The 23,728-nt window shown below is 48.8% G+C and carries 20 protein-coding genes; 11 read left to right on the forward strand and 9 right to left on the reverse strand.

Going from position 1 to position 23,728, the window contains the following annotated elements; translation table 11 throughout:
• Positions 1-116 precede the first annotated feature (116 nt).
• Positions 117-1,787: an IS1634 family transposase gene (locus AC4PHM_RS11465; protein ID WP_492017511.1), complete on the forward strand. Its 1,671-nt coding sequence runs from the start codon at positions 117-119 to the stop codon at positions 1,785-1,787.
• A 151-nt stretch (positions 1,788-1,938) separates the two neighbouring features.
• On the opposite strand, the gene nhaC is transcribed toward AC4PHM_RS11465, so the two are convergent.
• The gene (nhaC, locus tag AC4PHM_RS11470) at positions 1,939-3,387 is read right to left on the reverse strand and encodes a Na+/H+ antiporter NhaC (RefSeq protein WP_492017893.1); all 1,449 of its coding nucleotides are present in this window, start codon (positions 3,385-3,387) and stop codon (positions 1,939-1,941) included.
• Positions 3,388-3,417: 30 nt separating this feature from the next.
• Complete coding sequence (locus AC4PHM_RS11475) at positions 3,418-4,230, reverse strand: histidine racemase CntK family protein (RefSeq protein WP_492017894.1); 813 nt, start codon at positions 4,228-4,230, stop codon at positions 3,418-3,420.
• Between the two features lie 416 nt (positions 4,231-4,646).
• On the opposite strand from AC4PHM_RS11475, the gene AC4PHM_RS11480 reads away from it, so the two are divergent.
• The gene (locus tag AC4PHM_RS11480) at positions 4,647-5,222 is read left to right on the forward strand and encodes a helix-turn-helix domain-containing protein (protein WP_492017895.1); all 576 of its coding nucleotides are present in this window, start codon (positions 4,647-4,649) and stop codon (positions 5,220-5,222) included.
• Positions 5,223-5,279: 57 nt separating this feature from the next.
• A complete protein-coding gene (locus AC4PHM_RS11485; protein ID WP_492017896.1) occupies positions 5,280-6,674 on the forward strand; it encodes an MATE family efflux transporter in 1,395 nt (464 codons plus the stop codon).
• Positions 6,675-6,922: 248 nt separating this feature from the next.
• Here the strand turns inward: AC4PHM_RS11485 and truA are convergent, their stop codons facing one another.
• The 3 genes from truA to AC4PHM_RS11500 are packed head-to-tail and all read right to left on the reverse strand — an operon-like array spanning position 6,923 to position 9,654.
• The gene (gene truA, locus AC4PHM_RS11490; RefSeq protein WP_492017897.1) at positions 6,923-7,786 is read right to left on the reverse strand and encodes a tRNA pseudouridine(38-40) synthase TruA; all 864 of its coding nucleotides are present in this window, start codon (positions 7,784-7,786) and stop codon (positions 6,923-6,925) included.
• Between the two features lie 2 nt (positions 7,787-7,788).
• The gene (locus AC4PHM_RS11495) at positions 7,789-9,177 is read right to left on the reverse strand and encodes a Na+/H+ antiporter NhaC family protein (protein ID WP_492017898.1); all 1,389 of its coding nucleotides are present in this window, start codon (positions 9,175-9,177) and stop codon (positions 7,789-7,791) included.
• Between the two features lie 6 nt (positions 9,178-9,183).
• Positions 9,184-9,654, reverse strand: a complete 471-nt coding sequence (locus AC4PHM_RS11500) for an HAD family hydrolase (RefSeq protein WP_492017899.1) — start codon at positions 9,652-9,654, stop codon at positions 9,184-9,186.
• A 127-nt stretch (positions 9,655-9,781) separates the two neighbouring features.
• Between AC4PHM_RS11500 and AC4PHM_RS11505 the strand changes: the two genes are divergently transcribed.
• Positions 9,782-10,603, forward strand: coding sequence for a type 1 glutamine amidotransferase family protein (locus AC4PHM_RS11505; RefSeq protein WP_492017900.1), 822 nt, complete (start codon positions 9,782-9,784; stop codon positions 10,601-10,603).
• A gap of 85 nt (positions 10,604-10,688) precedes the next feature.
• On the opposite strand, the gene AC4PHM_RS11510 is transcribed toward AC4PHM_RS11505, so the two are convergent.
• Entirely contained in the window at positions 10,689-11,147 is a 459-nt protein-coding gene (locus tag AC4PHM_RS11510; RefSeq protein ID WP_492017901.1) for a hypothetical protein, read from the reverse strand.
• Positions 11,148-11,289: 142 nt separating this feature from the next.
• Between AC4PHM_RS11510 and AC4PHM_RS11515 the strand changes: the two genes are divergently transcribed.
• A complete protein-coding gene (locus AC4PHM_RS11515; RefSeq protein WP_492017902.1) occupies positions 11,290-11,949 on the forward strand; it encodes an HAD-IA family hydrolase in 660 nt (219 codons plus the stop codon).
• A gap of 157 nt (positions 11,950-12,106) precedes the next feature.
• Here AC4PHM_RS11515 and nifJ read toward each other — a convergent pair whose 3' ends face one another.
• Both nifJ and AC4PHM_RS11525 read right to left on the reverse strand, forming a co-directional pair.
• Positions 12,107-15,646 (reverse strand): pyruvate:ferredoxin (flavodoxin) oxidoreductase, encoded by a 3,540-nt coding sequence (gene nifJ / locus AC4PHM_RS11520; protein WP_492017903.1) that lies wholly within the window; start codon positions 15,644-15,646, stop codon positions 12,107-12,109.
• A 220-nt stretch (positions 15,647-15,866) separates the two neighbouring features.
• Positions 15,867-17,057: a class I SAM-dependent methyltransferase gene (locus tag AC4PHM_RS11525; protein ID WP_492017904.1), complete on the reverse strand. Its 1,191-nt coding sequence runs from the start codon at positions 17,055-17,057 to the stop codon at positions 15,867-15,869.
• Between the two features lie 192 nt (positions 17,058-17,249).
• Between AC4PHM_RS11525 and AC4PHM_RS11530 the strand changes: the two genes are divergently transcribed.
• From AC4PHM_RS11530 to pepV, 6 genes are all read left to right on the forward strand, one after another.
• The gene (locus AC4PHM_RS11530; protein ID WP_492017905.1) at positions 17,250-18,230 is read left to right on the forward strand and encodes an RnfABCDGE type electron transport complex subunit D; all 981 of its coding nucleotides are present in this window, start codon (positions 17,250-17,252) and stop codon (positions 18,228-18,230) included.
• A complete protein-coding gene (locus AC4PHM_RS11535) occupies positions 18,223-18,843 on the forward strand; it encodes an RnfABCDGE type electron transport complex subunit G (protein WP_492017906.1) in 621 nt (206 codons plus the stop codon). The genes AC4PHM_RS11530 and AC4PHM_RS11535 overlap by 8 nt, the downstream gene beginning before the upstream one ends.
• A gap of 1 nt (position 18,844) precedes the next feature.
• On the forward strand, positions 18,845-19,483 hold the full coding sequence (locus AC4PHM_RS11540) for an NADH:ubiquinone reductase (Na(+)-transporting) subunit D (RefSeq protein WP_492017907.1): 639 nt from the start codon (positions 18,845-18,847) through the stop codon (positions 19,481-19,483).
• A complete protein-coding gene (locus tag AC4PHM_RS11545; RefSeq protein ID WP_291399686.1) occupies positions 19,480-20,070 on the forward strand; it encodes an NADH:ubiquinone reductase (Na(+)-transporting) subunit E in 591 nt (196 codons plus the stop codon). The genes AC4PHM_RS11540 and AC4PHM_RS11545 overlap by 4 nt, the downstream gene beginning before the upstream one ends.
• Positions 20,071-20,088: 18 nt before the next feature.
• Complete coding sequence (locus AC4PHM_RS11550; protein WP_492017908.1) at positions 20,089-21,189, forward strand: NADH:ubiquinone reductase (Na(+)-transporting) subunit F; 1,101 nt, start codon at positions 20,089-20,091, stop codon at positions 21,187-21,189.
• 119 nt (positions 21,190-21,308) lie between these two features.
• Complete coding sequence (pepV, locus tag AC4PHM_RS11555; protein ID WP_492017909.1) at positions 21,309-22,712, forward strand: dipeptidase PepV; 1,404 nt, start codon at positions 21,309-21,311, stop codon at positions 22,710-22,712.
• A 120-nt stretch (positions 22,713-22,832) separates the two neighbouring features.
• On the opposite strand, the gene galU is transcribed toward pepV, so the two are convergent.
• On the reverse strand, positions 22,833-23,708 hold the full coding sequence (gene galU / locus AC4PHM_RS11560; protein ID WP_492020505.1) for a UTP--glucose-1-phosphate uridylyltransferase GalU: 876 nt from the start codon (positions 23,706-23,708) through the stop codon (positions 22,833-22,835).
• Positions 23,709-23,728: the final 20 nt, after the last annotated feature.

The following is a 23,728-nucleotide window of genomic DNA, read 5'->3' on the forward strand; positions in this document are numbered from 1 at the left end:
ATAGTCCGCCTAACTAATATTACCAAATAAAAAGTTTATAATTTCCAAATTATTCAAAAAGGAATTTTGTGATTTGTGTCGAAATATAGCTATATCAAATATTTCGAGGTGAATCCATGAGTCTTTCATTTGAACAAATTATTCCTTACTACAGCGGCAAAGCCGGTTTAATTATTGGGATTTGTGAGCAGATCGGATTAGGCAAGATTTTCGATGAACACTTGACCTCGCATAACGGAAGGCCTACTGACATTCAATACGGACACCTCGCTCAGATGATGCTGGTGACGATGGCTGATGAGCATCACCCACTGTATCGGATTCGCGACTACTTTGAAAGAATTGATCTGGATTCCCTTTTTAATTGCTCTATAGATCGCAACAAACTCAACGATGACCGATTCGGCGGATTCTTGGACCTGATGCAGCAAGCAGGCGGTGCAAATCTCCTCTCAGCCATTGCAGTTCAAGCATTTAAACATTATGGCATACGGCTGGGCAGCGTCAACTTTGATACCACGTCTAAGGTGATGTGGGGCCAGTATGAAACTGAAGAAGGAACAGTTGGAGCGGTTGACATTACCTTCGGTTATTCAAAACAACATCGTCCTGACAAAAAACAAATCATGTATGGAATGGGCGTCACTCAAGGGATTTGCATTGATGGCCAGGTTTTTTCAGGCAATCTCAGCGACAAAACCTACAACGTAGACAACCTTGAACGTGCTGCACATTTGAGAGATCAGTTCGAAAGTGACGGGACACCATTTTTCTACATCGCGGACAGCGCAGCTTTTACGCGTGAATTCCTTGAAAAGGCCAAACGTCTTCAGATTGAGATCATCACACGTATGCCTGACAATGTCCTTGAGTGCAGGCGTGCGGTTGAAAAAGCGCTGGATCAGTTGGACACTTTGCCAGTTTACAAGTATGAAACCGCCACAGAGCCTTCCATCTACCGCATAATGTCGGAGTCATGCGTCTATCATGATGTTCCGATGAAGATGGCTGTGTGCTATTCCGAAAAGCTTGAGGCTTCAAAGCGTAAAACTGTCGAAAAGCGTATTACTAAAGAGCGCGAATCCTTGGAAACATTGGTGAAACGTTTAGGTAAACGAACTTTTGCCTGCCGGGAAGATGCACAGATTGAGATTGAGACGTTGATGAAGTCTGAGATCAGTAAAATCAAGTATCATGACATTGGTCTTGAAATCACGGAGGAAATCATCAAGCGTCCTGGGCGGCCCAGCAAGAATCCTGATGCAAATCCAACGCGAAGCATCTTCTCCGTCATTGTTTCGATTCGAGAGGATAAACAGAAGATCCAGCGGTGCATCAACAAGGAATGTATCTTTGTGGTGGTTTCTACAGACCAAAGCCTGTCAGGAGAAGCGATTCTTCGAGAATACAAGACGCAGGGCGGCGTCGAACGAAAGTTTCAATTCTTGAAGTCGCCACAGTTTGTCAATGCACTTTACGTGGACTCCCCAAGACGCGTTGAAGCCCTTGGGTACTTGATGCTGATCCTGATGCTTGTACTGAGTATTGCTGAACATGTTGTTCGAAGAGAAATGAAGAAAGAATCAGCAACCATTATGGGACCTGGAGATAAGAAGCTTACAAGGCCTTCCTTGATGGCTATTTTCCGTATCTTTTTTTCTGTTAAAACATCAGCGATACGAGTCAATGGAACCCTTCATCGTGGTTTCAACGAGCCGCTGCGCCCAAATGTCAAAGCCGTCATGAGGTATCTTGGAATACCAGAGGATATTTTTATCCGCGGTTAAAAATGGATAATATTAACTATAGAAAAACGTTAAACTATTCAGCGGACTATGCGTTATAACTTTTAATCTGGGGGTTATAATATTGATAAGCGAAAGCGCGAGCTCGCCAGTAGGTATTCCTTCTGGCGAGCTCGCGCATTAATTTTATAATCTATGCCGCTTGACTTGTGATTCTCGAAGGATCATCAGCAAGCTTCATCATGGTTATGCCTGTCCAACCATAAAAAATCGAAATTAGCGGATTTATAATGTTAAGGAAGCAAAAAGGCACATATGCCCAAGGTGTCAGTCCAAGAGTTGCAATCATCATTGCCCCACAAGTACTCCATGGAATCAATGGCGAAGTCAGAGTTCCAGAATCCTCCAAACATCTCGACAGATTTCTCGGGGCAAGACCTTGCTCTTCAAATGCTTTTTTATACATGCGACCCGGTATAACAATGGCGAGGTACTGTTCTCCTGCCAAGGCATTCAGAGCAAAGCAGCTGAGTATAGTCGCCGTCACAAGACCACCGACGCCTTTAGCAATTGTAAGGATCCCCTTAGCAATGGCTTCCAGCATACCCGACTTCTCCATGACCCCTCCAAAGACCATAGCGCACAGGATCAGACTGACAGTCCACAGCATTGAGTCCATGCCGCCTCGGCTCAACAGACCATCTATCATAGCGTTGCCGGTTTCTGAAGTATATCCATAATGGAAAGATGTGAGGACGTCGACCAGCGATGCGCCCTGAAGCACGATAGCAAATATGGCACCAATCATAACACCACCGAACAAGCCAGGCAATGCTGGTACTTTAAGAACCACTAATGCTATAACCAAAATTGGACCCAATAAAAGTACTGGACTTAAACTGGAGAATTGTGAAGCTAAGCCGCTTTGAAGCATCTCTATTTGAGATGCATCCATTTGATTTGACCCAAATTTAAAGCCTAGGATAGCGAAGAGCACTAGAGAAATCAGGAAAGACGGACCCGTCGTATAGATCATGTGTCGGATATGATCGAACAATTTCGCACCTGCCATAGCAGGCGCCAGGTTCGTCGTATCTGAAAGCGGACTCATCTTATCACCAAAATAAGCTCCTGAAATAACCGCACCACCTGTCATTTCCGCAGGTATTCCTAATCCTGCTCCAATGCCCATTAGCGCTATTCCTACAGTACCCGCGGTACCCCAGGAGGATCCTGTGGCAATTGAGACTATTGAGCTTATAATGAGTGATGCAACCAAAAAGAATTTAGGATTCATAATTTTAAGTCCATAATAAATCATAGATGGCACAATGCCAGAGATCATCCAAGTTCCAATCAGCATGCCAATAACCAGCATGATCAGAATGGCAGGCATCGCCATTTTGATTGTGTCAACGACACCCTCTTCCAGAGTATTCCAAGAGTATCCAAGTTTCCAGATCGCAATAGCCGCTGCAAACATTGCTGCCAAGAATAGTGGGATATGTGGTTCCAAACTTATATCATCGAGTCCAATTATTTCCTCTATAGGCAAAACAGAGAACATTAAAAGAATGATAACAAAAATTACAGGAATAATCGCCAATTTGATACTCGTTTCTTTGATGGCTTTTGTTTTCAATTCATATCCCTCCAAATTCTTAATAATGATTCAATCAAGCCTACCTGTATCGTCAATATATACTACGCCCTCACTGGTTATGACCACTTCTGCAGAAATAAAGTTTCGGGATCCTACTCCGACATTAATCACTCCGCCCGGCTGATAAACTTCAATTTTCCGATCCCGGTGGTTCATCGACAAATGAGCTCCAAGCGAGTAACTCCCTGAACCACACGCCCGCTCAAACACTTTGCTTCCACTGTCCCTGACATAGACGAATGGTTTTATTTCAAATTTATCCGTTGCATATTGTCTGTAGGGTATGATACCAATGGCTTCAGATGAGGTTACGTCAATCAACTCTGACAATAATTCATCATAAAGATGCAATTCCAACTCACAATCAGCAACATAATGACTTATGCCGTTCAAATCAACCAAACTTCCTTCGAGCGAGCCAAACGATCCTGAGATGCTAAATTTCTCAATACCTACCGGATCCGGCATTTCACCAGTTACAACATAGCGGTTTGGGGAAACAGATTTCGTCTCGCACCACAGCGACGATTCAACACCAGATGAGTCCATATAAAACGAGCCAATTGGGCATATTCCCTTGTAGGTTCCATATGCTGCAGCAGATAAAAGCGCATTGCCGCAGAACTCGCCACCCGCCATTTCTATACGGATATTAGACAATTGGTGTGTAGGTTTAACGATAAAACCAACTTGTTCGGCATTTAAGGAATCATAGCTCATCACTGATTTAGAAACCTTCTTATAGTCTTTTGGATCGACATAATCTGTAATCAGAATCGTCATATTCTGCGCTGGACTGATTTTGACATAGTTCAGCTTCATTAAGTTCCTCCCCAGTATTCAATTATTCTTAAATAATTAGTGAATGATACGTTTATTTCAGGCGCCCTGTGTCAATTATTATATTCACAGTATTCTAAATTGTCAATTATATTGTACAAAAATCCAGTCAAATTTATTCTTATTTATTCTTTTTAGACTTTTAGAAAATTTTATAAAAACGCTTATATATTCTAATGTATAACTTTGATCCACTTCGAAGCTCTTCAACAGACACTTTTCTAGATTGCCCATTTTCAATCGCCATTTAATTGATCTGTACACTTTAGTTGACTCTATTTACAACACAACTCACTTACAACTCACTTACTTCTAACTTATTTGTAAATTTTTTTTAACTGTTGTATACTGTAATTTAGCAAATTGGTATGCTAGTAATTTGGGAACGGTGGTGCTATATGCAGATCGGAAAATATTTAAAAAAAATTCGAACAGAAAAAGGCGCCTCCATCAGAGAGATCGCCAATAAAATTGATTTATCACCAGCAGCATTGAGTAATATTGAAAGAGATGTCAACAGTCCAACTTTATCCACACTTTCAAAAATTTGCGAGGCACTGGGCATACACATTGTCGATCTGCTTCAACAATGCGACAATCACGAGTCCGAAAAAATAATCTTCAGGAAAACGGAAAGAAAACCCATCGACATTGCAGGTGAGAACGGCGCACATTATGAACTTGTTTCGGTTCCAAATCATAAATTTCAAATTTTGAGTGTCACTCTGGATGTGAAATGCGATTATGGCTATGTGTCAAAAAAGTTTCCTCATGATGAGATTGCAATGGTATTGCGAGGTACGCTTCAATTGCAAATCGGTGAAGACACCTTTCTGCTCGAAGAAGGAGATACCATCTATCTGAAAGCCGGACTTGAATATAAATATCGAAATCCTACGGATTCTCCATGTGAAACCATATGGGCAATTCAAGGGATCAACCAGCTTGAAGGCAGTGAAGATGAAATTTATTAGAACCTCTGTTGCAGGATTCATCTTGGCAATATTTGATTTGAATCTTAAAGGAGGTGTATGATCATCAACCAGAATGAAAGACAACAAATGCTTGCGAACGCATCCATCGGAAAACTGCTTTTAAAGCTTTCCGTTCCTGCGACTTTGGCTATGATCGTCAATGCGCTATATAACATTGTGGACGCCATCTACATTGGTCAAGGCGTCGGCTTTCTGGGAATGGCCGGTCTGACTGTGGCTTTTCCCATTCAGATGTTTATCCTTGCCGTCGGTCAGATGGTCGGTATTGGCGGCGGCGCGCTGGCGTCCATCAGCCTTGGGGAGGGAGACAGCGAGAAGGCGGACAACGTCGCCGGCAACGCCTACGTGCTCATCGTGATCCTTGGCGTACTCATCATGATCACGGGTTCACTCCTCCTTGACCCTATTTTAAAGCTTTTCGGCGCTTCCGCTGACGTCCTGCCCTACGCGAGAGACTATATGTCCGTCATCTTCTACGGTGCTGTATTCTTCAGCTTTTCAGTGGTCGGCAACAACATCGTCCGCTCCGAAGGCAACGCCATGGTCGCCATGATTTCCATGATGATCGGCGCCGGTCTGAATATTATCCTGGACCCCATCTTTATCTTCGCATTGGACATGGGGATCCGCGGCGCCGCAATCGCCACAATACTCTCTCAGTTTGTCTCCTTCATCTACCTCCTGATCTACATGTACAGCGGAAAGAGCATTTTCGCGATTAAACCCCACCACCTCAGACCTCACGCCGCTTATATGTCCGAGATCCTTCAGCTGGGTTTCCCGGCGTTTTCCCGTCAGGTTGGGGGGAGCATTCTTGCAATCTTTCTGAACACTTCCATTGTCCAGTATGGCGGCGACATTGCGCTTTCTGCCTTCGGTGCCATAAACCGCATCATCGCCTTTCTGTTCATGCCCATGTTCGGCGTTCTTCAGGGCTTCCAGCCTATTGCCGGCTTCAACTACGGCGCCAGACGCTTTGACCGCGTCCGGGAGTCCATCCGAATCGCTCAAATTGTACTCATTGCAATGGCCAGCTTTGGCTGGCTCATAGCCCAGCTCTTCCCGGCGCTCATCATGAGGCTCTTTACCCCAGAGCTGGAGGTCATTGACATTGGGGCAAAAGCGCTCCGCATCATAATCTCCGCAATCCCATTCGTCTCTATTCAGATCATGAGCGCCTCAGTCTATCAGGCCCTCGGAAAAGCGAAGCCTGCGCTGTTCCTGTCGCTGCTCAGGCAGTTCATCCTCTTTATCCCTTTGATGTACATTATCCCTGCTGTAACGGGACTTGGCCTGACGGGCGTCTGGCTGACCTATCCTGCAGCGGATGTCATCTCTACCATTGTCAGTATCTTTATGCTGTCCAAGCTCTACAAGCAGATGAATGCAGCTCAAGCTTCCCAGGAAGAGGCATTGCCGCCGCAGACGTAAATTCGGTGGATCGAACCTGCCTCTGTCATCAGCCGCTGAACTTAAAAAAACTACCCATTATTTGGGTAGTTTTTATGTTTTTTGAGATTAGTGTCCAATGAGTTCTTAAACTATAGCATAGTACAGCGGTAAAATTTCACAGATCAAGGCGGAGAAATGAGCGATACAAAGCAGTATCGCGATTGACGACAACGCAGTAATGTGAAATTTCAACCTTTAGTATGCCTAGTTTGAGTGTTTACTGGACACTAGTCCTGATCTTGATTGTCGCTGCTTTTCCTGGCTGGTTCTTTGTTAGTGCGACCTTTCCCAGGCTGACCGTAGACCACCCTTTCCAGGTAGAGGCCGTGAGCCGGCGCGAGCTCGCTCGAAAGGCTGCGGTCTCCTGTCTCCAGCATAACTTTTGCCTGTTCGTACGGAATCCGGCCAAGGCCAATTTCAATCAGCGTACCGGTTATCTTGCGGGCCATGTTGTGAAGAAAGCCATTCGCCGTGATTCTGATCTCGACGCTTTTGTCCAGGGTATGGGCCGTTGCAGAATTCAGAGCTTGATCTGCCACCAAAGGCTTGGCTATGATCTCAAGGCGCTCAATCCGGCGAATCATGGATTTCTTCTTCGACTTAGCCGTAGTGAAGGCCGTAAAGTCATGCTCCCCCACGAACAGCTCCGCGGCGCGGATCATGGCCGCCACATCCAGTGACTCTTCCAGATACAGGCTGTACCGGTGGCTGAAGGGATCCGGAATCTCTGTGTTGAGAATCTTGTACAGATAAGTCTTTGAGACCGCAGAGTAGCGTGCGTGGAAGCTCGGATGAACCGCCTCCAGCTTCAGCACGGCCATATCCTCCGGCAGATAAAAATTCAGATCCTTCAGGACCTCCTTCACATCAAACGCTTTCTCAGCTGAAAAAGTCGCGACCTGGCCCAGCGCGTGAACCCCAGCGTCCGTCCTGCCGGCACCTTCAATTTCAATTGTTTCAACCAGAATTCTGGACAGCGCCGTTTCAAGCTTCCCTTGAATAGTCTCTGCTTTCAAATCCTCTCCAAGCCGCTGCCAGCCTTTGTAGCGTTTGCCGTCATAAGCCAGGTCCATTCTGTATCTTTGTGTCATAGTCATACTCCTTTTTCAGTTGTGGAGGGTTGATTGCGCCGCCCGTGACGGCTTCCAAGGATCAAGGCGTAAATTGCCGTGACCAGTGGGAACAAATACAAGAGAAAACTGTATTTGGCATATAAAACCGGCGTGATGCCTGTCAAGCCGACTATGATGATAGTGTTGACGTTCCAAAACTGAAGCGGCGCCATGATCACGCCTGTGTCTGAAACTGTCCTCGCGAGATCCGCAATGGTCAGACCGCGGGATTCAAAGGTGCTGCGGAGCGATTTGATGGGCAAGAGGATAGGCAGCGTCTGATCACAGGACACACTCAGGAAAAGTATGCTCAGCAGCCCAGTCTTGAAAGTAAGCCTGCCAGGACCGTCCTGTTCCGAAATGACCTTGTTCATCATGGGTGCCAGCGCGTCCGTCCGCTCCAGGATTCCGCTGAAAGCAACCGCACAGAGCACGATCAAAAGCACCTCCATCATAGGCGCAATCCCGCCGCCCTTCAGTATATCCGCAAGAAGCGGCGCGCTATCAGGTGACAACCTATAACCTTTTGCCAGCCAGGTGATGAGCTCAGTCACCCCAGCCCCCTGTACCAGGATCGCGGTGAGACTGCCAATCAAAATACACACAAGCATGCCCACGTGAATTTTAAATCCTTTAAAGGTCAAGCCAATAAGGATGGCCGGAATGAGGAACAACAGCGGACTCATGACGTATTGCCCAGCCAAGGCAGTCCGGAGCGTCTGTGTCTCCACCGCAGCGGAAACGGTTTCAGCCGCGCTTCCAATCCAGGAATACAAGAAGATACAGAGCAGAATTACCGGCAAGGTGGTTTTCAGAGACGCCCTGGCATAGACCTTATAAGGCAGCTTAGCCACACCCAGCATCAGATTGACCAGCCCATTCACCGGGGACAGCTTGTCTGCGATATAGGACCCTGACAAAATCGCGCCCAGGACCAAAGGCGGCTCGAAACCAAAGCCTCTGCCAATACCCATAAGCGCTATGCCGATGGTACTGAGCGTACCCAGTCCTGTCCCCATAATCATGGCGACGATTAAAGTGATCAGAAAGGCTGCTGTTAGAAATGTCTCCTTCGCGAACCAGTCAAGCCCGTAATAAATTATGGCAGGTATGACGCCGGACGCAATCCAGACCGCTATGGAAACACCCATTAGGAGAATAACGACATACACTACCGTACATCCCCGCACCGCAACAAGGGCTGCCTCCGCCATGGACTTTACAGAAAAGCCCTTTTTGCTGAAAAAGATTAAAAGTAATAAGATTGCCGTCGCAAACCCAAAAAAGAGTGAAATCTTCAGGAGGATTGCGCTGACAATGCATAAGACCACCATAGACAAGGTGATCAGACTGTCGTGAAATGTCAGCATGGCGGCCTACTCTCTCAGGGTTGCAACTAATCGCTTTGGATTTTCAAGGGTTTCCAGAACATCAAAGATGTCCGTAAAGAGCAGGTCCGCATCCATCAGTGCTCGTCGCGCAAGGCCTTCTGCACCAATGACCGCAATCCCCAGGATGGATTCCTTCAGCATCAGGCTGTCATTGTTGCCGTTTCCGACTGCAATGGTTCGGTCAGTGCCCAGTTTTCTAAGGAATTCGAGTTTCTCCTGTGTTCCGTGCTCACTTGCCAGAATATGAACGTCAATGCGCATACCTTCAAATGCTTTTTTGACTGTACCATAAGTATCCGCAGTGAGAATGTGAATCTTTACCGTATGAGACAGCTTCTGAAGGCGCTCCATGACGCCCTCGATGAGCGCGCCATCCTTTGCTACCGTGCCGTTGTAGTCGAACACTACATTTTTAAAGACGAGTTTTCCATAAGATGGAATATCTACTTCCAGCATATAGGACCTCCGTTTCTTTGAATTATTGAAATTTACAGGCCATTTAATGCCCTGCTCGCGCCACATTGACTCAAATACTGCTTAATTCTTTAAAAAAAAGGTATAAATAAGGGAGGAGGTGATCAGAATGTCAGACCTTTCACTGGGCCCCAAAAAAGAATCCACGCCGTCACTTGAAGTCAGTAAGGATCGAAGCCGCAGCGCTGTCAAAGGAAAAGTTCTGGCTGTGATCAGCACCGCCCGGAATCTGACTTTGTCAGACGGGACCTCCGTCTCTTGCGGTTATCATCTGTGTGAACTTGCAGACCTGCATAAAGCATTGATCGACGCCGGATATCAAGTTATGTTTGCCACGCCTGACGGCGACACGCCACTGGCTGATGCTGCGGGTGTCGCCTCCTTGAAGCCCGAAGAGCGCAAGGATTATGAACGCTATGTAGACGGACTGACGGAACTGCTGATCCCTTATAAACTTTCAGATATCACTGAAGAAATGCTCCTTCACCTTCATGGACTGTTTCTTCCAGGCGGAAAAGGCGCTCTGGCTGATCTTCCTAACCAAAAGGACTTGAAACGCATTTTGAAACACATGAAAGCGCATATGAAGCCTATTGTTGCCATTGGTCACGGCACTGCGGGACTGATTCAGGCGCCGGATCCGGATGAAGCATGGCTCTTCTACGACTACGAAATGACTTGCTTTCCAAAAGCTTTGGAAGAACGGCTCGCCAAGCGTCAGGCCTTGGCGGCACCTGCTTTCAACCTTGAGGAAGCACTGGATGAAATGGGTGCAGAGCTTCGATTTCACCGTCATTATTCCCGCGAATTCATCGTAGAATTCAAAGAGCTTTTAACTGCTCAAAACAGCGCCTCCGTCATGAGTTTAGCCAAGCTGGCCATTTGTCATCTTAACAGAAATCTTAAGACGCGAATAGAGCTGAATCACTAATCCCTGAAGTTCTATTAATTTCGATTTATCAGCACCGCCAGACGATCACGCCTGGCGGCTTTTTTCTGCACAAACCACGAACGACCTAGACGCGGCTTTTCAACAGTACACCGCGGTTCAAGTCACGGTCTTCAATAACCCAGTCACCATTGACACATTGTCTGAGGGACTCAAGTCGCTGCTTCCAAAAGTCAAGGGCCGACTTCCTCCATGACTCGACTGCCTCATGATCAAGTTCGGCCGCAGCACCCATTGTCAGTCCAAACCTCGCAGTATTCGGATGCACCATCAGATGAATCTCTGTACAGTACTGAGTTCTCGCGGCACAAGGCATCAAATGGAAAACAACAGCATCTTTGAAGGTATTGCCCTGATCATCAGCGAAACTCCAAAAGCACTCGACTTTTTCGCGGGGCTCAACGCCAGCGATCTCAAGCTGAGTCATGTCGTCCTTCAGCCATTTGACCAAGAAGTCCTCATGAGTCAGCCAGCGCTGAGCCCTATGGAGCTCGCAGAACAAGCGAATACGGGTATGTACGAACATGGTCAGCCATCCTTCCGGTTTCTTTTTGCCTCTCATTAGTGTAACATAGTTGCGTAAGAACATTCAAAAAATCTACGCTCTAACGCTGTAAATTCGAGACCCACAGTATATTTTAAAGGAACCTTTGAAAGGAGACGCCGCCATGACCTTCAAAAATCTGATCTTTGATCTCGACGGCACACTCATTGAGCCCAAGACCGGCATCACACGTGCGATTGTCTACGCGCTCAAACACTACGGCATCGAGATCCCCGAATCTGACTACGACTCTTTGACACCATTCATTGGTCCGCCGCTGACTGAATCCTTCTCGCGCTACTTTGGCTTTGATGACGCCAAATCCAGGGAGGCGGTCGAAAAGTACCGGGAATACTACGCTGTTACCGGATTGTTTGAATGCAGTGTTTATCCGGGAATCCCACAACTCTTATTGCAGCTTCAACAGGCCGGCGTCCCCGTTTACCTGGCTACTTCAAAGCCCCAGGTTTTTGCAGAAACCCTGCTCAAGCACCTCGAACTGGATCACTATTTTACTTTAATTGCCGGAAGTACCCTGGATCACACTCGAGACCAAAAGTCTCAGGTCCTGAATTGGCTGCTGTGCCAGGAGCAGCTGAAACCAGAGGACTGCCTGATGATTGGAGACAGACATTATGATGTGGAGGGTGCTAGAGCCTGTGGCATCGATACCGTCGCCGTAGGCTATGGGTATGGCAGCCGGGAGGAATTCGACCTTTGTGCGCCTGCTTACCGGGCAGAGACTGTTGAAGCCCTTGCCGAACTGCTCCAGCGACTGACCTAGGAAACACAAGATAGAAGGTGGCGTCAGCGGCTAGCGCCTATCAACACCGCCTTCCATCTTGTGTTTAAGCCGCTTACTTCATGATTGTTAAAAAACCCATCCCGGAACGCTCCGGGATGGGTTTATTCGTTGAATCATCTTTCAAACGGAAGCTGGATTAAAACTCCATCTTCGCCATACGGACGTAGCCGTCATAGCGATCTTTAGCTTCTTTTGCAGCTGTCTCGAAGAGCTTGTCAGCAACTTCTGGGAACTGGCTCTTGAGGGAAGTGTATCTGACTTCGCCATTGAGGAACTCCTGGAATGCAACAGTTGGTGCCTTAGAGTCGAGGATGAACGGATTCTTTCCTGCTTCTTTGAGGCGTGGGTCAAATCTCCAGAGGTGCCAGTAGCCTGCGTCTACCGCTTCCTTCATTCTGTTTTGCGTCTTGCCCATGCCAGCCTTGATACCGTGGTTGATACATGGTGCGTAAGCAATGATGAGGGATGGTCCGTCGTAGCTTTCAGCTTCGATGAGGGCTTTCATGAACTGGTTCTTGTCAGCGCCCATTGCGACCTGCGCGACATAAACATAGCCATAAGTCGCTGCGATCATGCCAAGGTCTTTCTTCTTCACGCGCTTGCCGGCTGCGGCAAACTTTGCGATAGAAGCTGTCGGGGAAGCTTTGGAAGCCTGACCGCCTGTATTGGAGTAAACTTCTGTATCAAAGACGAGAACGTTGACGTTTTCGCCGGAAGCCAGAACGTGGTCGAGGCCGCCGAAGCCGATGTCATATGCCCAGCCGTCGCCGCCGAGAATCCACTGGCTGCGCTTGATCAGGAAGTCTTTATGTGTCTCGAAGAACTCGAGGATTTCTTTTGCTTTTGCGTCTGTTACGCTGTTGTCATTGAGGATTTGGAGAATGCCGACAGCAGCTTCTTTTGAAGCTTTAGCGTCTTCCATACCCTCAACCCAAGCTGCGAAAGGTGCCTTGACAGCGTCGTCGACATTCACGCCGGCGAACTCAAGCGCTTTGTCTTTCATGAGCGTGCGGACTGCAGTATTGCCAAGAACCATACCCATACCGAACTCAGCGTTGTCTTCGAAGAGGGAGTTTGCCCAGGATGGGCCTTTGCCTTCTTCGTTTTTGCAGTATGGCGTGGAAGGCGCGGAGCCGCCCCAGATGGATGAACAACCTGTAGCGTTCGCGATAGACATTCTGTCGCCGTAAAGCTGAGTGACAACCTTGATGTAAGGTGTCTCGCCGCAGCCTGCGCAAGCGCCTGAGAACTCGAAGAGCGGTTGTGCAAACTGGCTGCCCTTAACTGTGTTGGTTGCCATGAGATCATCCTTGACAGGAAGCTTGACAGCATAATTCCAGTTCGGAATTTCCTTGTTGACTTGTGTATCGAGAGGCTTCATGACAAGGGCCTTGTTCTTGGAAGGACAGACGTCGGCACAGTTGCCGCAGCCCGTACAGTCCATAGTGGAGACCTGAATCTTGTACTGAAGCTCTTCAAAGCCCTTACCCATTGCTTTGATGGTCTCAAAGCCTTCAGGCGCGTTGGCTTTCTCTTCTGCAGTCAGAAGGAACGGTCTGATTACCGCGTGAGGACAGACGAAAGAACACTGGTTACATTGGATACAGTTAGCTGCCTGCCACTCAGGAACCGTGACTGCGATGCCGCGCTTCTCATAAGCAGCGCTGCCCGCTTCAAAGGTACCGTCTTCAGCGCCGACAAAGGTGCTGACAGGGAGGTTGTCGCCTTCCTGGCGGTTCATAGGAATCAGGATGTCTTTAATGAAGCGCGGAAGCTCTTCGCCTGCGCCTTCTGCTGCATCCTTGGCATCTTTGAAGGACTCTGGAATCTCAAATTTGACGAGCTTCTCAATACCAGCATCAACAGCTTTGTCGTTCATAGCGACGATCTTCTCGCCCTTGCTGCCGTAGCTCTTGACATTGGCTTCTTTAAGGTAACTCACAGCATCCTCGACAGGAATGACGTTTGCGAGCTTGAAGAACGCGGATTGCATGACCATGTTGATGCGGTTGCCAAGGCCGATTTCTTCCGCAATTGAAGTTGCGTCGATAGTATAGAAATTGATCTTCTTCTCATAGAGGTAGCGCTTCATAGCCGCAGGGAGATTGGCTTCAACTTCGTCGCCGGTCCACATGCAGTTGAGGACAAAGTTGCCGCCCTCTTTAAGGCCTTTGAGGAGATCATACTGATAGACATACGCTTGGTTGTGGCACGCAATGTAGTCTGCTTCGTCGATCAGGTAAGTGGAGCGGATTGGCTCCTTGCCGAAACGAAGGTGGGAAATCGTGACACCGCCGGATTTCTTGGAGTCATAAGAGAAATAACCCTGTGCATAAAGATCAGTCTTGTCGCCGATGATCTTGATAGCGTTCTTGTTCGCGCCAACCGTACCGTCAGAACCAAGACCCCAGAACTTGCAGCGCACTGTGCTTGGAGACTCTGTGACGATGCTCTCTTTGCACTCTAGGGACAGGAACGTCACATCGTCATTGATGCCAATTGTGAAGTTGTTCTTAGGCGCGTCGCTCTTGAGGTTTTCGTAAACAGACTTGATTTGGGAAGGCGTCGTGTCCTTGGAACCCAGACCATAACGGCCGCCGACGATTTCCGGCGCATTCTCAGTGTTGTAGAACGCGTTGCGGATATCGAGGTATAGAGGCTCGCCAAGGGAACCCGGCTCTTTTGTTCTGTCGAGAACCGCAATTTTCTTGACGGTCTTTGGCAGGACTTTCATCATGTATTCAGGTGCGAACGGTCTGTAAAGTCTGACTTTAATGAGGCCGACTTTCTCGCCGCGGGCATTTAAGTAATCAATGGTTTCTTCGATGGTCTGCGTGACAGAACCCATTGCGACGATGACGCGGTCTGCATCTGGTGCGCCATAGTAATCGAAGAGATTGTATGTTCTTCCTGTGACCTTGCTGATTTCTTTCATGTAATCTTCAACAATGCCCGGGATCGCTGTATAGAACTTGTTGGACGCTTCTTTTGCCTGGAAGAAGATATCAGGGTTTTGAGCTGTTCCGCGTGTGACTGGGTTTTCAGGATTGAGCGCTTTCTTTCTGAACTCTGCAACCGCTTCTTTGTCGAGCAGTCTGTCAAAGTCAGCGTAGTCGATCATTTCAACTTTCTGAACTTCGTGTGAAGTTCTGAAACCGTCAAAGAAGTGGAGGAATGGCACTCTTGACTTGATGGCGCTAAGGTGCGCAATGCCGCCAAGATCAACGACTTCTTGAACCGAACCTGACGCGAGAAGCGCGAAGCCCGTCTGGCGTGCTGCCATAACGTCTGAATGGTCGCCGAAGATGGAGAGCGCATGGCCTGCAAGTGCACGTGCACTGACGTGGAATACGCAAGGAAGAAGCTCGCCGGCAATTTTGTACATATTCGGGATCATCAGGAGTAAACCTTGTGATGCTGTGAAGGTCGTCGTCAGCGCACCGGCCTGGAGTGAACCGTGTACGGCGCCAGCGGCACCAGCCTCAGACTGCATTTCAGTAACTTGAACGCGCTGTCCGAAGATGTTTCTCATATCATGGGCTGCCCATTCATCTACGAGCTCTGCCATGGTTGAAGATGGCGTGATTGGATAAATGGCCGCAACTTCAGTAAACGCATATGCGACATATGAAGCCGCGGTGTTGCCGTCCATGGTTTTCATGACTTTCTTACTCATCGACAACTTGCCTCCTAACTATTTGTGTGAAAAGTTTTGGTTTTCATAATCCAGTATAGTATACAATATACACTCTGTCAACGCCGTTTGTTAAATTGTATACAATTATTCACATCGTTGAAACCCTGTAATTACAACGCTTCCAAAATTTCAAGCCCTTAAACGAAATAAAATTTTAGATTTTTGTATACAGTATACACATAGTTCTTTTGCCCGTTATTTACTGGACACTTTCGCACCGGGTTCTAAGATAGGTTTTACCCAGTCCAAAGGTTCTCTCAAAAGCGTCTACCTCACTCCAGTCCGCCGTCGACAGCGGGCTCTTGTCCTCATCTCCTTTTTGGCCGCGGCGGGTCGCTCTCAGAAGAAGGTTTTTCGGCGTATGTGTCATATCGATAAATTCCAGGATCTGAACCTCGTATCCGAGGGTTTCCATGACCATGGCACGATAAGCGTCTGTCACAATCCCCGTCATCCGCTCACGCAAAATACCGTGTTTGAGTATTGGCTCGAGGGCGTCATTCTGAAGTCTGTCGTGAAGCTCATGCTGGCAGCAGGGTACGCTGAGCAGCGCCGCGACTTTCCATCCTATACTTTTGACAATGGCTTCATCCGTAGCCGTATCACAGGCGTGCAGCGTCACAACCAAATCCACCTCGCCCTGCTCAGCATGGTCCCGGATGTCTCCGACTTCAAAACGCAGGCCCTTGTAGCCCAGCGACTCCGCAGTCTTATTGCAGAAAGCGACGACATCCGCTTTGAGATCCAGGCCAATTATGGACACTTCAAGCCCAAGTCTGCGTGTAAAAAAATCGTACATGGCAAACGTCAGATAAGCCTTTCCACATCCAAAATCGACAATTCTCAGCGGTCTGTCCCTTTTAGGCAGAACCTTGAGGAGATCCTCCACATATTCGAGAAATCGATTGATCTGTCTGAATTTGTCATACCTGCTCTTGACGACTTTTCCTTCAGCCGTTTGAACACCCAGATGGACGAGATAATCCACCGGAATGCCTTCCTCCAAAATGTAGTTTTTTTGCCGATTGTGACTCAAATCCACAACGCGCTCGCCCTCCCGGTCGTCCAGCTTTTTCACCAGGACGCGGCAATCAGCAGCCGAATTGGAAAACAACTTGACATCTGCTCTTGCAGTTTTCAGATCCAGCTGTTTAAACCTTGTCTGCATCAGCACCTCAATCTCTTCAAGCGCTTCCGAACGATTGAGATTCTTATGGACCACCTTGTTTTTTTCATGATACTCAAATTGAAATTTTATTCCGGCTTTGATTTTGACCGGCTTGACTATGACCTTGACAACTTCCGAGCTGGTTTTTTTCCCACTCAGCGTTCCTTTGACCAGCGCCTCCTCCCGGACCCACTCTTCCAGTGCCGCTCTTAACTTATTCACCTTGTGCCACCCCGTTTTCCCGTATCTATGCCGTTGTTTCATGCCAACCTCTGTCTGGGGTCAGCTTTTTCTTCAATAAATGCATCTCGAAACCTCAGGTACAATTATATCATAATCCAACAGTAAGAATGTTTTAATCGTTTTTGTAATGGATATATATGGCCTATACAGCATCATGAGGGGGGTTCGTCTTTGTCGGAGATTCTTGGAATAAAATTTATGAAACAGCCAATGATGCGTAAAGTCCTGTACGCGTTGGCACCGATCATTCTGGCATCGGTCTATTTTTTTGGGTGGCGCTCACTTCTGCTGATTTTGGTCAGCATCCTTTTCGGAACACTGGCAGAATGGACTTTTAAACGCAACTCCAAAAAACCGGTTACCGAAGCCGTATTCGTCACCGCAGTCCTCTATTCACTCACACTGCCGCCCGCGACGCCATTTTGGGTTGCAGCGGTCGGCATCATCTTCGGCGTTGTTTTTGGCAAGGAAGCTTTTGGCGGTTTTGGCCGCAACGTCTTTAACCCGGCGTTGGTGGGACGGGCCTTCGTCTATGTCTCCTTTCCAAAATTCCTGACAACCGAGTGGAACATGCCGGCCACCGGGCTTCTTGGAGGTTTTGGCACTTACTTGACACCGCCTGTGGATGCACTCAGTACCGCTACACCTCTGATCACCTTCAGATCTACCGGTCAGCTTGCCGAATATTTTGATATCGCTTTTGGGAGCGTCAGCGGATCTCTCGGCGAAACCAGTGCCATTCTCATCATTCTGGCGGGCATCTACCTGATCTATACCAAAACTGCCTCCAAAGAAACCATGGGCGGCGTACTTCTCGGCTATCTGGCTATGAGTACAGCCTTCTTTACCATGGGCGTCTCACAAGTCCCCCATCCGCTATTTGGTCTTTTTTCAGGAGGTCTGCTCTTCGGTACGGTCTTCATGGCCACTGATCCCATCTCAAGTCCAAAAACCAATGAGGCCAAATGGATCTATGGTATTTTAATCGGCGCAGTCACAGTTATTATCAGAGGCTTCGCCCTCTTCGCCGGCGGCATCATGTTTGCCATTCTGATAGGCAATACCTTCGCGCCAATCCTGGATGAGCTCGTCAAATATCTGAAGAGCAGAAAATCCGCCAAGGCCGGAAACGGGGGCGAGAAAGTTGGCTAAAAAGAAAAAGAACAACAAGCAGATTCTTTATCCTACACTGGCTATGATTGCACTGACAGCCGTCCTGACTCTGGCGCTCGCTCTGATGAACGACGCCACCAAAGAACGCATCGCAGATCTCGAAGCACTCAAGGTACAGCGCACCATTCTATACGTTTTGGATGTGGAAGTGGATCCGGAGGACGACAACGCCGTCGTCAGCACTTATGATGCCATGATATCCCCAGTGTCTCTCGGCGATCTTGAGTATTATGAGGCGCGGCAAGGCGACACCCTGATAGGGTATGTCTTTCCAATGAATGGCGCAGCACTTTGGGGCAGCGTCAAAGGCTATATTGCAGTTTCACCCGAGTATGACAAAATCCTGGGTGTGGATTTTGTGTCCCATTCGGAAACGCCGGGACTCGGCGGTCGGATCGACGAAAGCTGGTATAAGGAACAGTTCAGAGAGCTGCCCATTCCTGAGGCCGGCGGCCGCGTCGTGATCTACAAACCTGCAGACGGCGGCAACGCAGATGCCATCTCCGGTGCCACACTGACTTCCGACGCGATCCGAAAACTTATAGACAGCACCATCGAACGCATTCTCCAGGCAGAAAGGAGCGGTGCATAATATGGCTTCAAATGTCAAGAAACTAGCAATTTTGGGCATGTGGAAAGACAATCCGGTCTTTCGCCAGATCCTCGGCATCTGTTCCTCCCTGGCTGTCACCAACCTGATGATGAACTCCCTGATCATGGGTCTGGGCCTGATGTTCGTCACCGCCTTCTCCTCTTTGACTGTATCCTTGATTCGTCAGTTTACGCCAAAGCATATCCGCATGATGGTGCAGACCTTCATCATTGCGGTTTACGTTATTATAGTCGACATTTTCCTGAAAGCTTACCAGCCTGACATCAGCGCCGCCCTCGGCCCTTATGTCGGACTGATCATCACCAACTGCATCATCATGGGCCGCTGTGAGGCCTATGCGCAAAATAACCCGCCTCACCTCTCCTTCCTGGATGGGCTGTTTATGGGCGCAGGTTACGCGGTTGTGCTTCTGGTCATCGCTTTCTTCCGCGAACTTCTGGGCTTCGGTTCTCTGTTTGGCATCGAAATCCTGGGCAGCTGGTGGGTGGACTGGACGCTCATGATCATGCCTCCGGGCGCATTCTTCATGCTGGGCATTCTGATCTGGATTACAAAGAATATGTTCCCTGATACAAATAAGGATGCAAAAGCCACAGAAAAAGGAGGCGCAAAAGCATGAGTGAAATCAATCCTATCGTCATCTTTTTCGCCGCTATTTTTACCAACAACATGATTCTCTCCAATTTCCTCGGCATGTGCTCCTTCATTGCGGTCTCCAGCGAGATCAAGACCTCCCTGAGTCTGGGGCAGGCCGTGACCTTCGTTCTGACCTTCACGACCCTGCTCAACTGGATGGTCTACCACTGGCTCCTCGTGCCACTTGGCCTGGAGTACCTGAGGTTTATCATTTTCATCATCGTGATCGCCGCCTTTACGCAGCTGGTTGAAATGATCATAGACCGGTATTTCCAGTCTTTGTATTATGCTCTGGGCATCTTCCTGCCGCTGATTACAGTCAACTGCGCGATTCTGGGCGTGTCGCTCTTTATGGTCATCCGCGACTATACGCTTCTGCAGTCCATGGCTTTCGGCGTAGGTTCAGGACTTGGCTGGACGCTGGCTATTGTCACCCTCGCGGGCATTAAGCAAAAAATTAAAAACAACCCACTGCCGAAAGGCCTGGAAGGTGCTGGGATCACCTTGATCATAACCGGGATCATGGCGCTGGCCTTTATCGGTTTTTCGGGTATCGTTCAAATTCAATAGAAGGGAGGCGCTTCCAACATGAATGAAATTATTATCAGCGTCCTCTCGGTCAGTGGCATCTCAGGGGCGCTCGCACTGCTGCTCTCAATAGCAAATAAGACCATCGGCAACTATGGTGAAATGACTTTGATTATTAACGACGAAAAAGAATACAAAGTGGATGGCGGCAGTTCGTTATTGTCGACCCTGGTGGATGAGGAGATCTTTATTCCTTCTGCCTGCGGCGGCAAAGGGAGCTGTGGTTACTGCAAAGTTGAGGTTTTGGAAGGCGGCGGACAATTTCTTCCCACCGAAGCCGGCTATGTCACGCCCGCAGAGCAAAAGAAAGGGATCCGGCTGGCGTGCCAGTGCAAGGTCAAGGAAAACATCAAAATTAAGATTCCCGAGGAACTCTTCAATGTCCGCCAGTATGACTATAAGGTCGACATGCTGAAGCTTCTGACACCAACCATCATGCATGTGGGTCTTACGCTGCCCGAGGAGAATGAAATCAATTTTAAACCGGGTCAGTATATCCAGATCCTGACGCCTATCTACAAAGAAAGTGACGAAGAAGTTTACAGGGCTTACTCTATCGCTTCGAGTCCTGTGGACAAGCACAAGGTGGAACTGTTCCTGGGTTATATTCAGGATGGCAAGTGCAGTACTTTTATCCACAAATATCTGAAGGAAGGCGACAAACTGACCGTTGTTGGACCTTTCGGAGATTTCCACTATCATGAAAGTGACCGGGAGATCGTCCTGGCAGCGATCGGGACCGGTATGGCGCCCATCATGTCCATTCTGAAGCACATGGTGGAAATCAAGAGCGAGCGCAAAGCGACCTTCTACTTTGGGGCGAGAACGGGCGAAGACCTTTTCATGATGGACGAGCTCAGGGAAATTGAGACTCAGCTGCCTAATTTCACATTTATGCCGTGCTTGTCCAGGCCTCGGCCTGAGGATAATTGGACCGGCGAAAAGGGCCGCGTCACCGACCTCATCGAGAAGTACATTTCGGACGCCAGCAACATGGAAGCCTATCTGTGCGGCAGTCCGGTCATGATCGACGGCGTGGTGGATCTGCTCAGACAGAAGAAAATGGCGAAAGAGCATATCTATTACGACAAGTTTGAATAGGAGATCATCGCAGACATTACAGCAGCCCCGAAACAAAAAGTGGTATAATAAACTCGGCAGCGGCCAGTCCGCCTGCCGAGTTCTTTCATCTAAAAACCTGAATTGGGAGGGCTTTGTCCATGCAGCAATTCGATCCACTCATAGACGACATGAAAGAAGAACTGATCAAGACGACCCAGGAATTAATCCGTTTCAAGAGCGTCAAGATGCCCGAAGAACCCCACATGCCCTTTGGCCCCGGAATTGATGCCTGCCTGACCCACGCCCTTGAAAAGGCGAATAGCATGGGCTTTGCAACCCGCAATGTAGACCATTACGCGGGCTATGCAGAAATGGGACAGGGCAGCGACATGGTCGGCATCCTCGTCCATCTGGACGTCGTGCCTGAAGGCGACGGCTGGACCCACGACCCCTATAGCGGCGACATTGCAGACGGCCGAATTTACGGCCGCGGCATCAATGACAACAAAGGTCCCGCCGCGGCAGCTTTATATGCCATGAAAGCCGTCAGGGACTCAGGCCTGCCCCTTTCAAAACGCGTCCGCCTCATTTTTGGAACGGATGAAGAGAGCGGCTGGGGCTGTATGGACTACTATAAACAACATGAAGAAGCCCCTACCATTGCGTTTTCTCCGGATGCGGATTTTCCTGCGATTCATGGTGAAATGGGCATTCTCATCTTCGATCTGGTCAAGACTTTCAAAGAGCACCTCAGCGATGGCGGAATGCGCCTCGTCAGCCTGAGCGGCGGCAACCGTCCCAATATGGTGCCCGACTACGCTGAGGCAGTCCTTGAAAATTACAAGCCTTCTGAAGACCTCCTGAATGCCTGGAATACAGACTCCGGCGCTCACGTCACCCTGGAAACCAGTGCAGACGGAACTACTGCCACCGTCAAAGCCTACGGCACCTCGGCCCACGGCAGCACCCCTTGGAAAGGGCGTAATGCCATCTCTGACTTGCTTGGATTCCTGGATTGTCTGGATCTGGAAATTGGGGATCTGACCAATTTTGTCAGATTTTACGCGGCACAGATTGGCAGCGATCTCCACGGTGAGCGCATGGGCTGCGCCTTCGAGGATGAGGCTTCCGGAAAACTCGTCTTCAATGTGGGCATAGCGGCATTGGACGAAAGGTTCGGTTCAGGCTCACTGACGATCAATATCAGATACCCAATTACGGCAGAGGGCGACGCTGTCCTTCAAGGCGTGCGTGAAGCTGCCGGCCTATGGGGCTTTGACCTTGTGAATCTAGAGCATCAGAAGCCGCTCTATGTACCAAAGGATCATCCCCTCGTGACCACATTGATGAAGGTCTATCAGGCTTATACAGGCGATGAGGCGGATGCCATAACCATCGGCGGGGGTACTTATGCCCGTGCCTTTGAAAATGCGGTCGCCTTCGGACCCATGTTCCCGGGCATGGAAGAAACCGCCCACCAAAAGGATGAGTTCTACGGTGTAGACGATTTGGTTTTGATAACGAAAATTTACGCGGCTGCCATTTACGAGCTGGCGCGGTGAGATAAACTGGAGGGAAAAAGACATCGCCGGCACAGTACCAAACGCCAACGGCAGCAAACTGTGCTACCACACAAAGCAGAGGAAGACGGCACTGATGCCGTCTTCCTCTGCTTTGTGTTATTATAAGCTCTCACCGAGACTCTTGAGATAATCCCGGAACCGATCCTTCACTTCGCTGTGGCGCAGCCCCATTTCCACGGTGGCTTTCAGGTAACCCAGCTTATCTCCGGTGTCGTAGCGCGTCCCCTCAAAATTATGGGCTACAATGCCCTGGTCCTCGAGCAGACCTCTCAGCGCGTCCGTCAACTGAATTTCGCCATTTTTGCCCGGCTTGGTGTTCTGAAGCTTGTCGAATATTTCCGGCGTCAATAAATAACGGCCCAATATGGCGTAGTTGGATGGCGCTTCATCCAGCGCCGGTTTCTCTACGAGGCCTCTGACACGGAGGTCCCGGTCCTTGATCTCTTCAACTTCCACGATCCCGTACTTATCCACCTGGGACCAGTCCACAGGCTGGACGCCCACGACGGAACACTGATACGTCTCAAAGGCATCTATCAGCTGCTTGGTGCAGGGAATGTCGCTGTCGACTATGTCGTCTCCCAGCATAACTACGAAGGGCTCATTGCCCACAAAAGTTTTCGCGCAAAGTACGGCGTGGCCAAGACCAAGGGCTTCTTTCTGGCGGACATAGTGAACATTCGCCAGATTGGAGACATCCTGAACAATCTTGAGGAGTTCTGCCTTGCCCTGCTTTTCAAGCACTGCCTCAAGCTCAGGGGTATTGTCGAAATGGTCCTGGATCATGTCTTTGCCACGACCTGTGATAATCAGAATGTCTTCTATTCCGGCAGCAACGGCCTCTTCAACAATAATCTGAATGGCCGGCTTGTCCACTATGGTCAGCATCTCTTTTGGCATGGACTTGGTCGCTGGAAGAAACCGCGTGCCGTAGCCCGCAGCGGGAATTATTGCCTTTTTAACTTTCAATGGAATAACCTCCGATATGAAGTGTG

It is taken from the genome of Acidaminobacter sp. QWL-03, assembly GCF_058683855.1.

Excerpts from the sequence above, each read along its gene's own strand:
- AC4PHM_RS11465 (WP_492017511.1), top strand. The coding sequence starts at position 117 with ATGAGTCTTTCATTTGAACAAATTATTCCTTACTACAGCGGCAAAGCC.
- AC4PHM_RS11475 (WP_492017894.1), bottom strand. The coding sequence starts at position 4,230 with ATGAAGCTGAACTATGTCAAAATCAGTCCAGCGCAGAATATGACGATT.
- AC4PHM_RS11480 (WP_492017895.1), top strand. The coding sequence starts at position 4,647 with ATGCAGATCGGAAAATATTTAAAAAAAATTCGAACAGAAAAAGGCGCC.
- AC4PHM_RS11485 (WP_492017896.1), top strand. The coding sequence starts at position 5,280 with ATGATCATCAACCAGAATGAAAGACAACAAATGCTTGCGAACGCATCC.
- truA (WP_492017897.1), bottom strand. The coding sequence starts at position 7,786 with ATGACACAAAGATACAGAATGGACCTGGCTTATGACGGCAAACGCTAC.
- AC4PHM_RS11495 (WP_492017898.1), bottom strand. The coding sequence starts at position 9,177 with ATGCTGACATTTCACGACAGTCTGATCACCTTGTCTATGGTGGTCTTA.
- AC4PHM_RS11500 (WP_492017899.1), bottom strand. The coding sequence starts at position 9,654 with ATGCTGGAAGTAGATATTCCATCTTATGGAAAACTCGTCTTTAAAAAT.
- AC4PHM_RS11505 (WP_492017900.1), top strand. The coding sequence starts at position 9,782 with ATGTCAGACCTTTCACTGGGCCCCAAAAAAGAATCCACGCCGTCACTT.
- AC4PHM_RS11510 (WP_492017901.1), bottom strand. The coding sequence starts at position 11,147 with ATGTTCGTACATACCCGTATTCGCTTGTTCTGCGAGCTCCATAGGGCT.
- AC4PHM_RS11515 (WP_492017902.1), top strand. The coding sequence starts at position 11,290 with ATGACCTTCAAAAATCTGATCTTTGATCTCGACGGCACACTCATTGAG.
- nifJ (WP_492017903.1), bottom strand. The coding sequence starts at position 15,646 with ATGAGTAAGAAAGTCATGAAAACCATGGACGGCAACACCGCGGCTTCA.
- AC4PHM_RS11540 (WP_492017907.1), top strand. The coding sequence starts at position 18,845 with ATGGCTTCAAATGTCAAGAAACTAGCAATTTTGGGCATGTGGAAAGAC.
- AC4PHM_RS11545 (WP_291399686.1), top strand. The coding sequence starts at position 19,480 with ATGAGTGAAATCAATCCTATCGTCATCTTTTTCGCCGCTATTTTTACC.
- AC4PHM_RS11550 (WP_492017908.1), top strand. The coding sequence starts at position 20,089 with ATGAATGAAATTATTATCAGCGTCCTCTCGGTCAGTGGCATCTCAGGG.
- pepV (WP_492017909.1), top strand. The coding sequence starts at position 21,309 with ATGCAGCAATTCGATCCACTCATAGACGACATGAAAGAAGAACTGATC.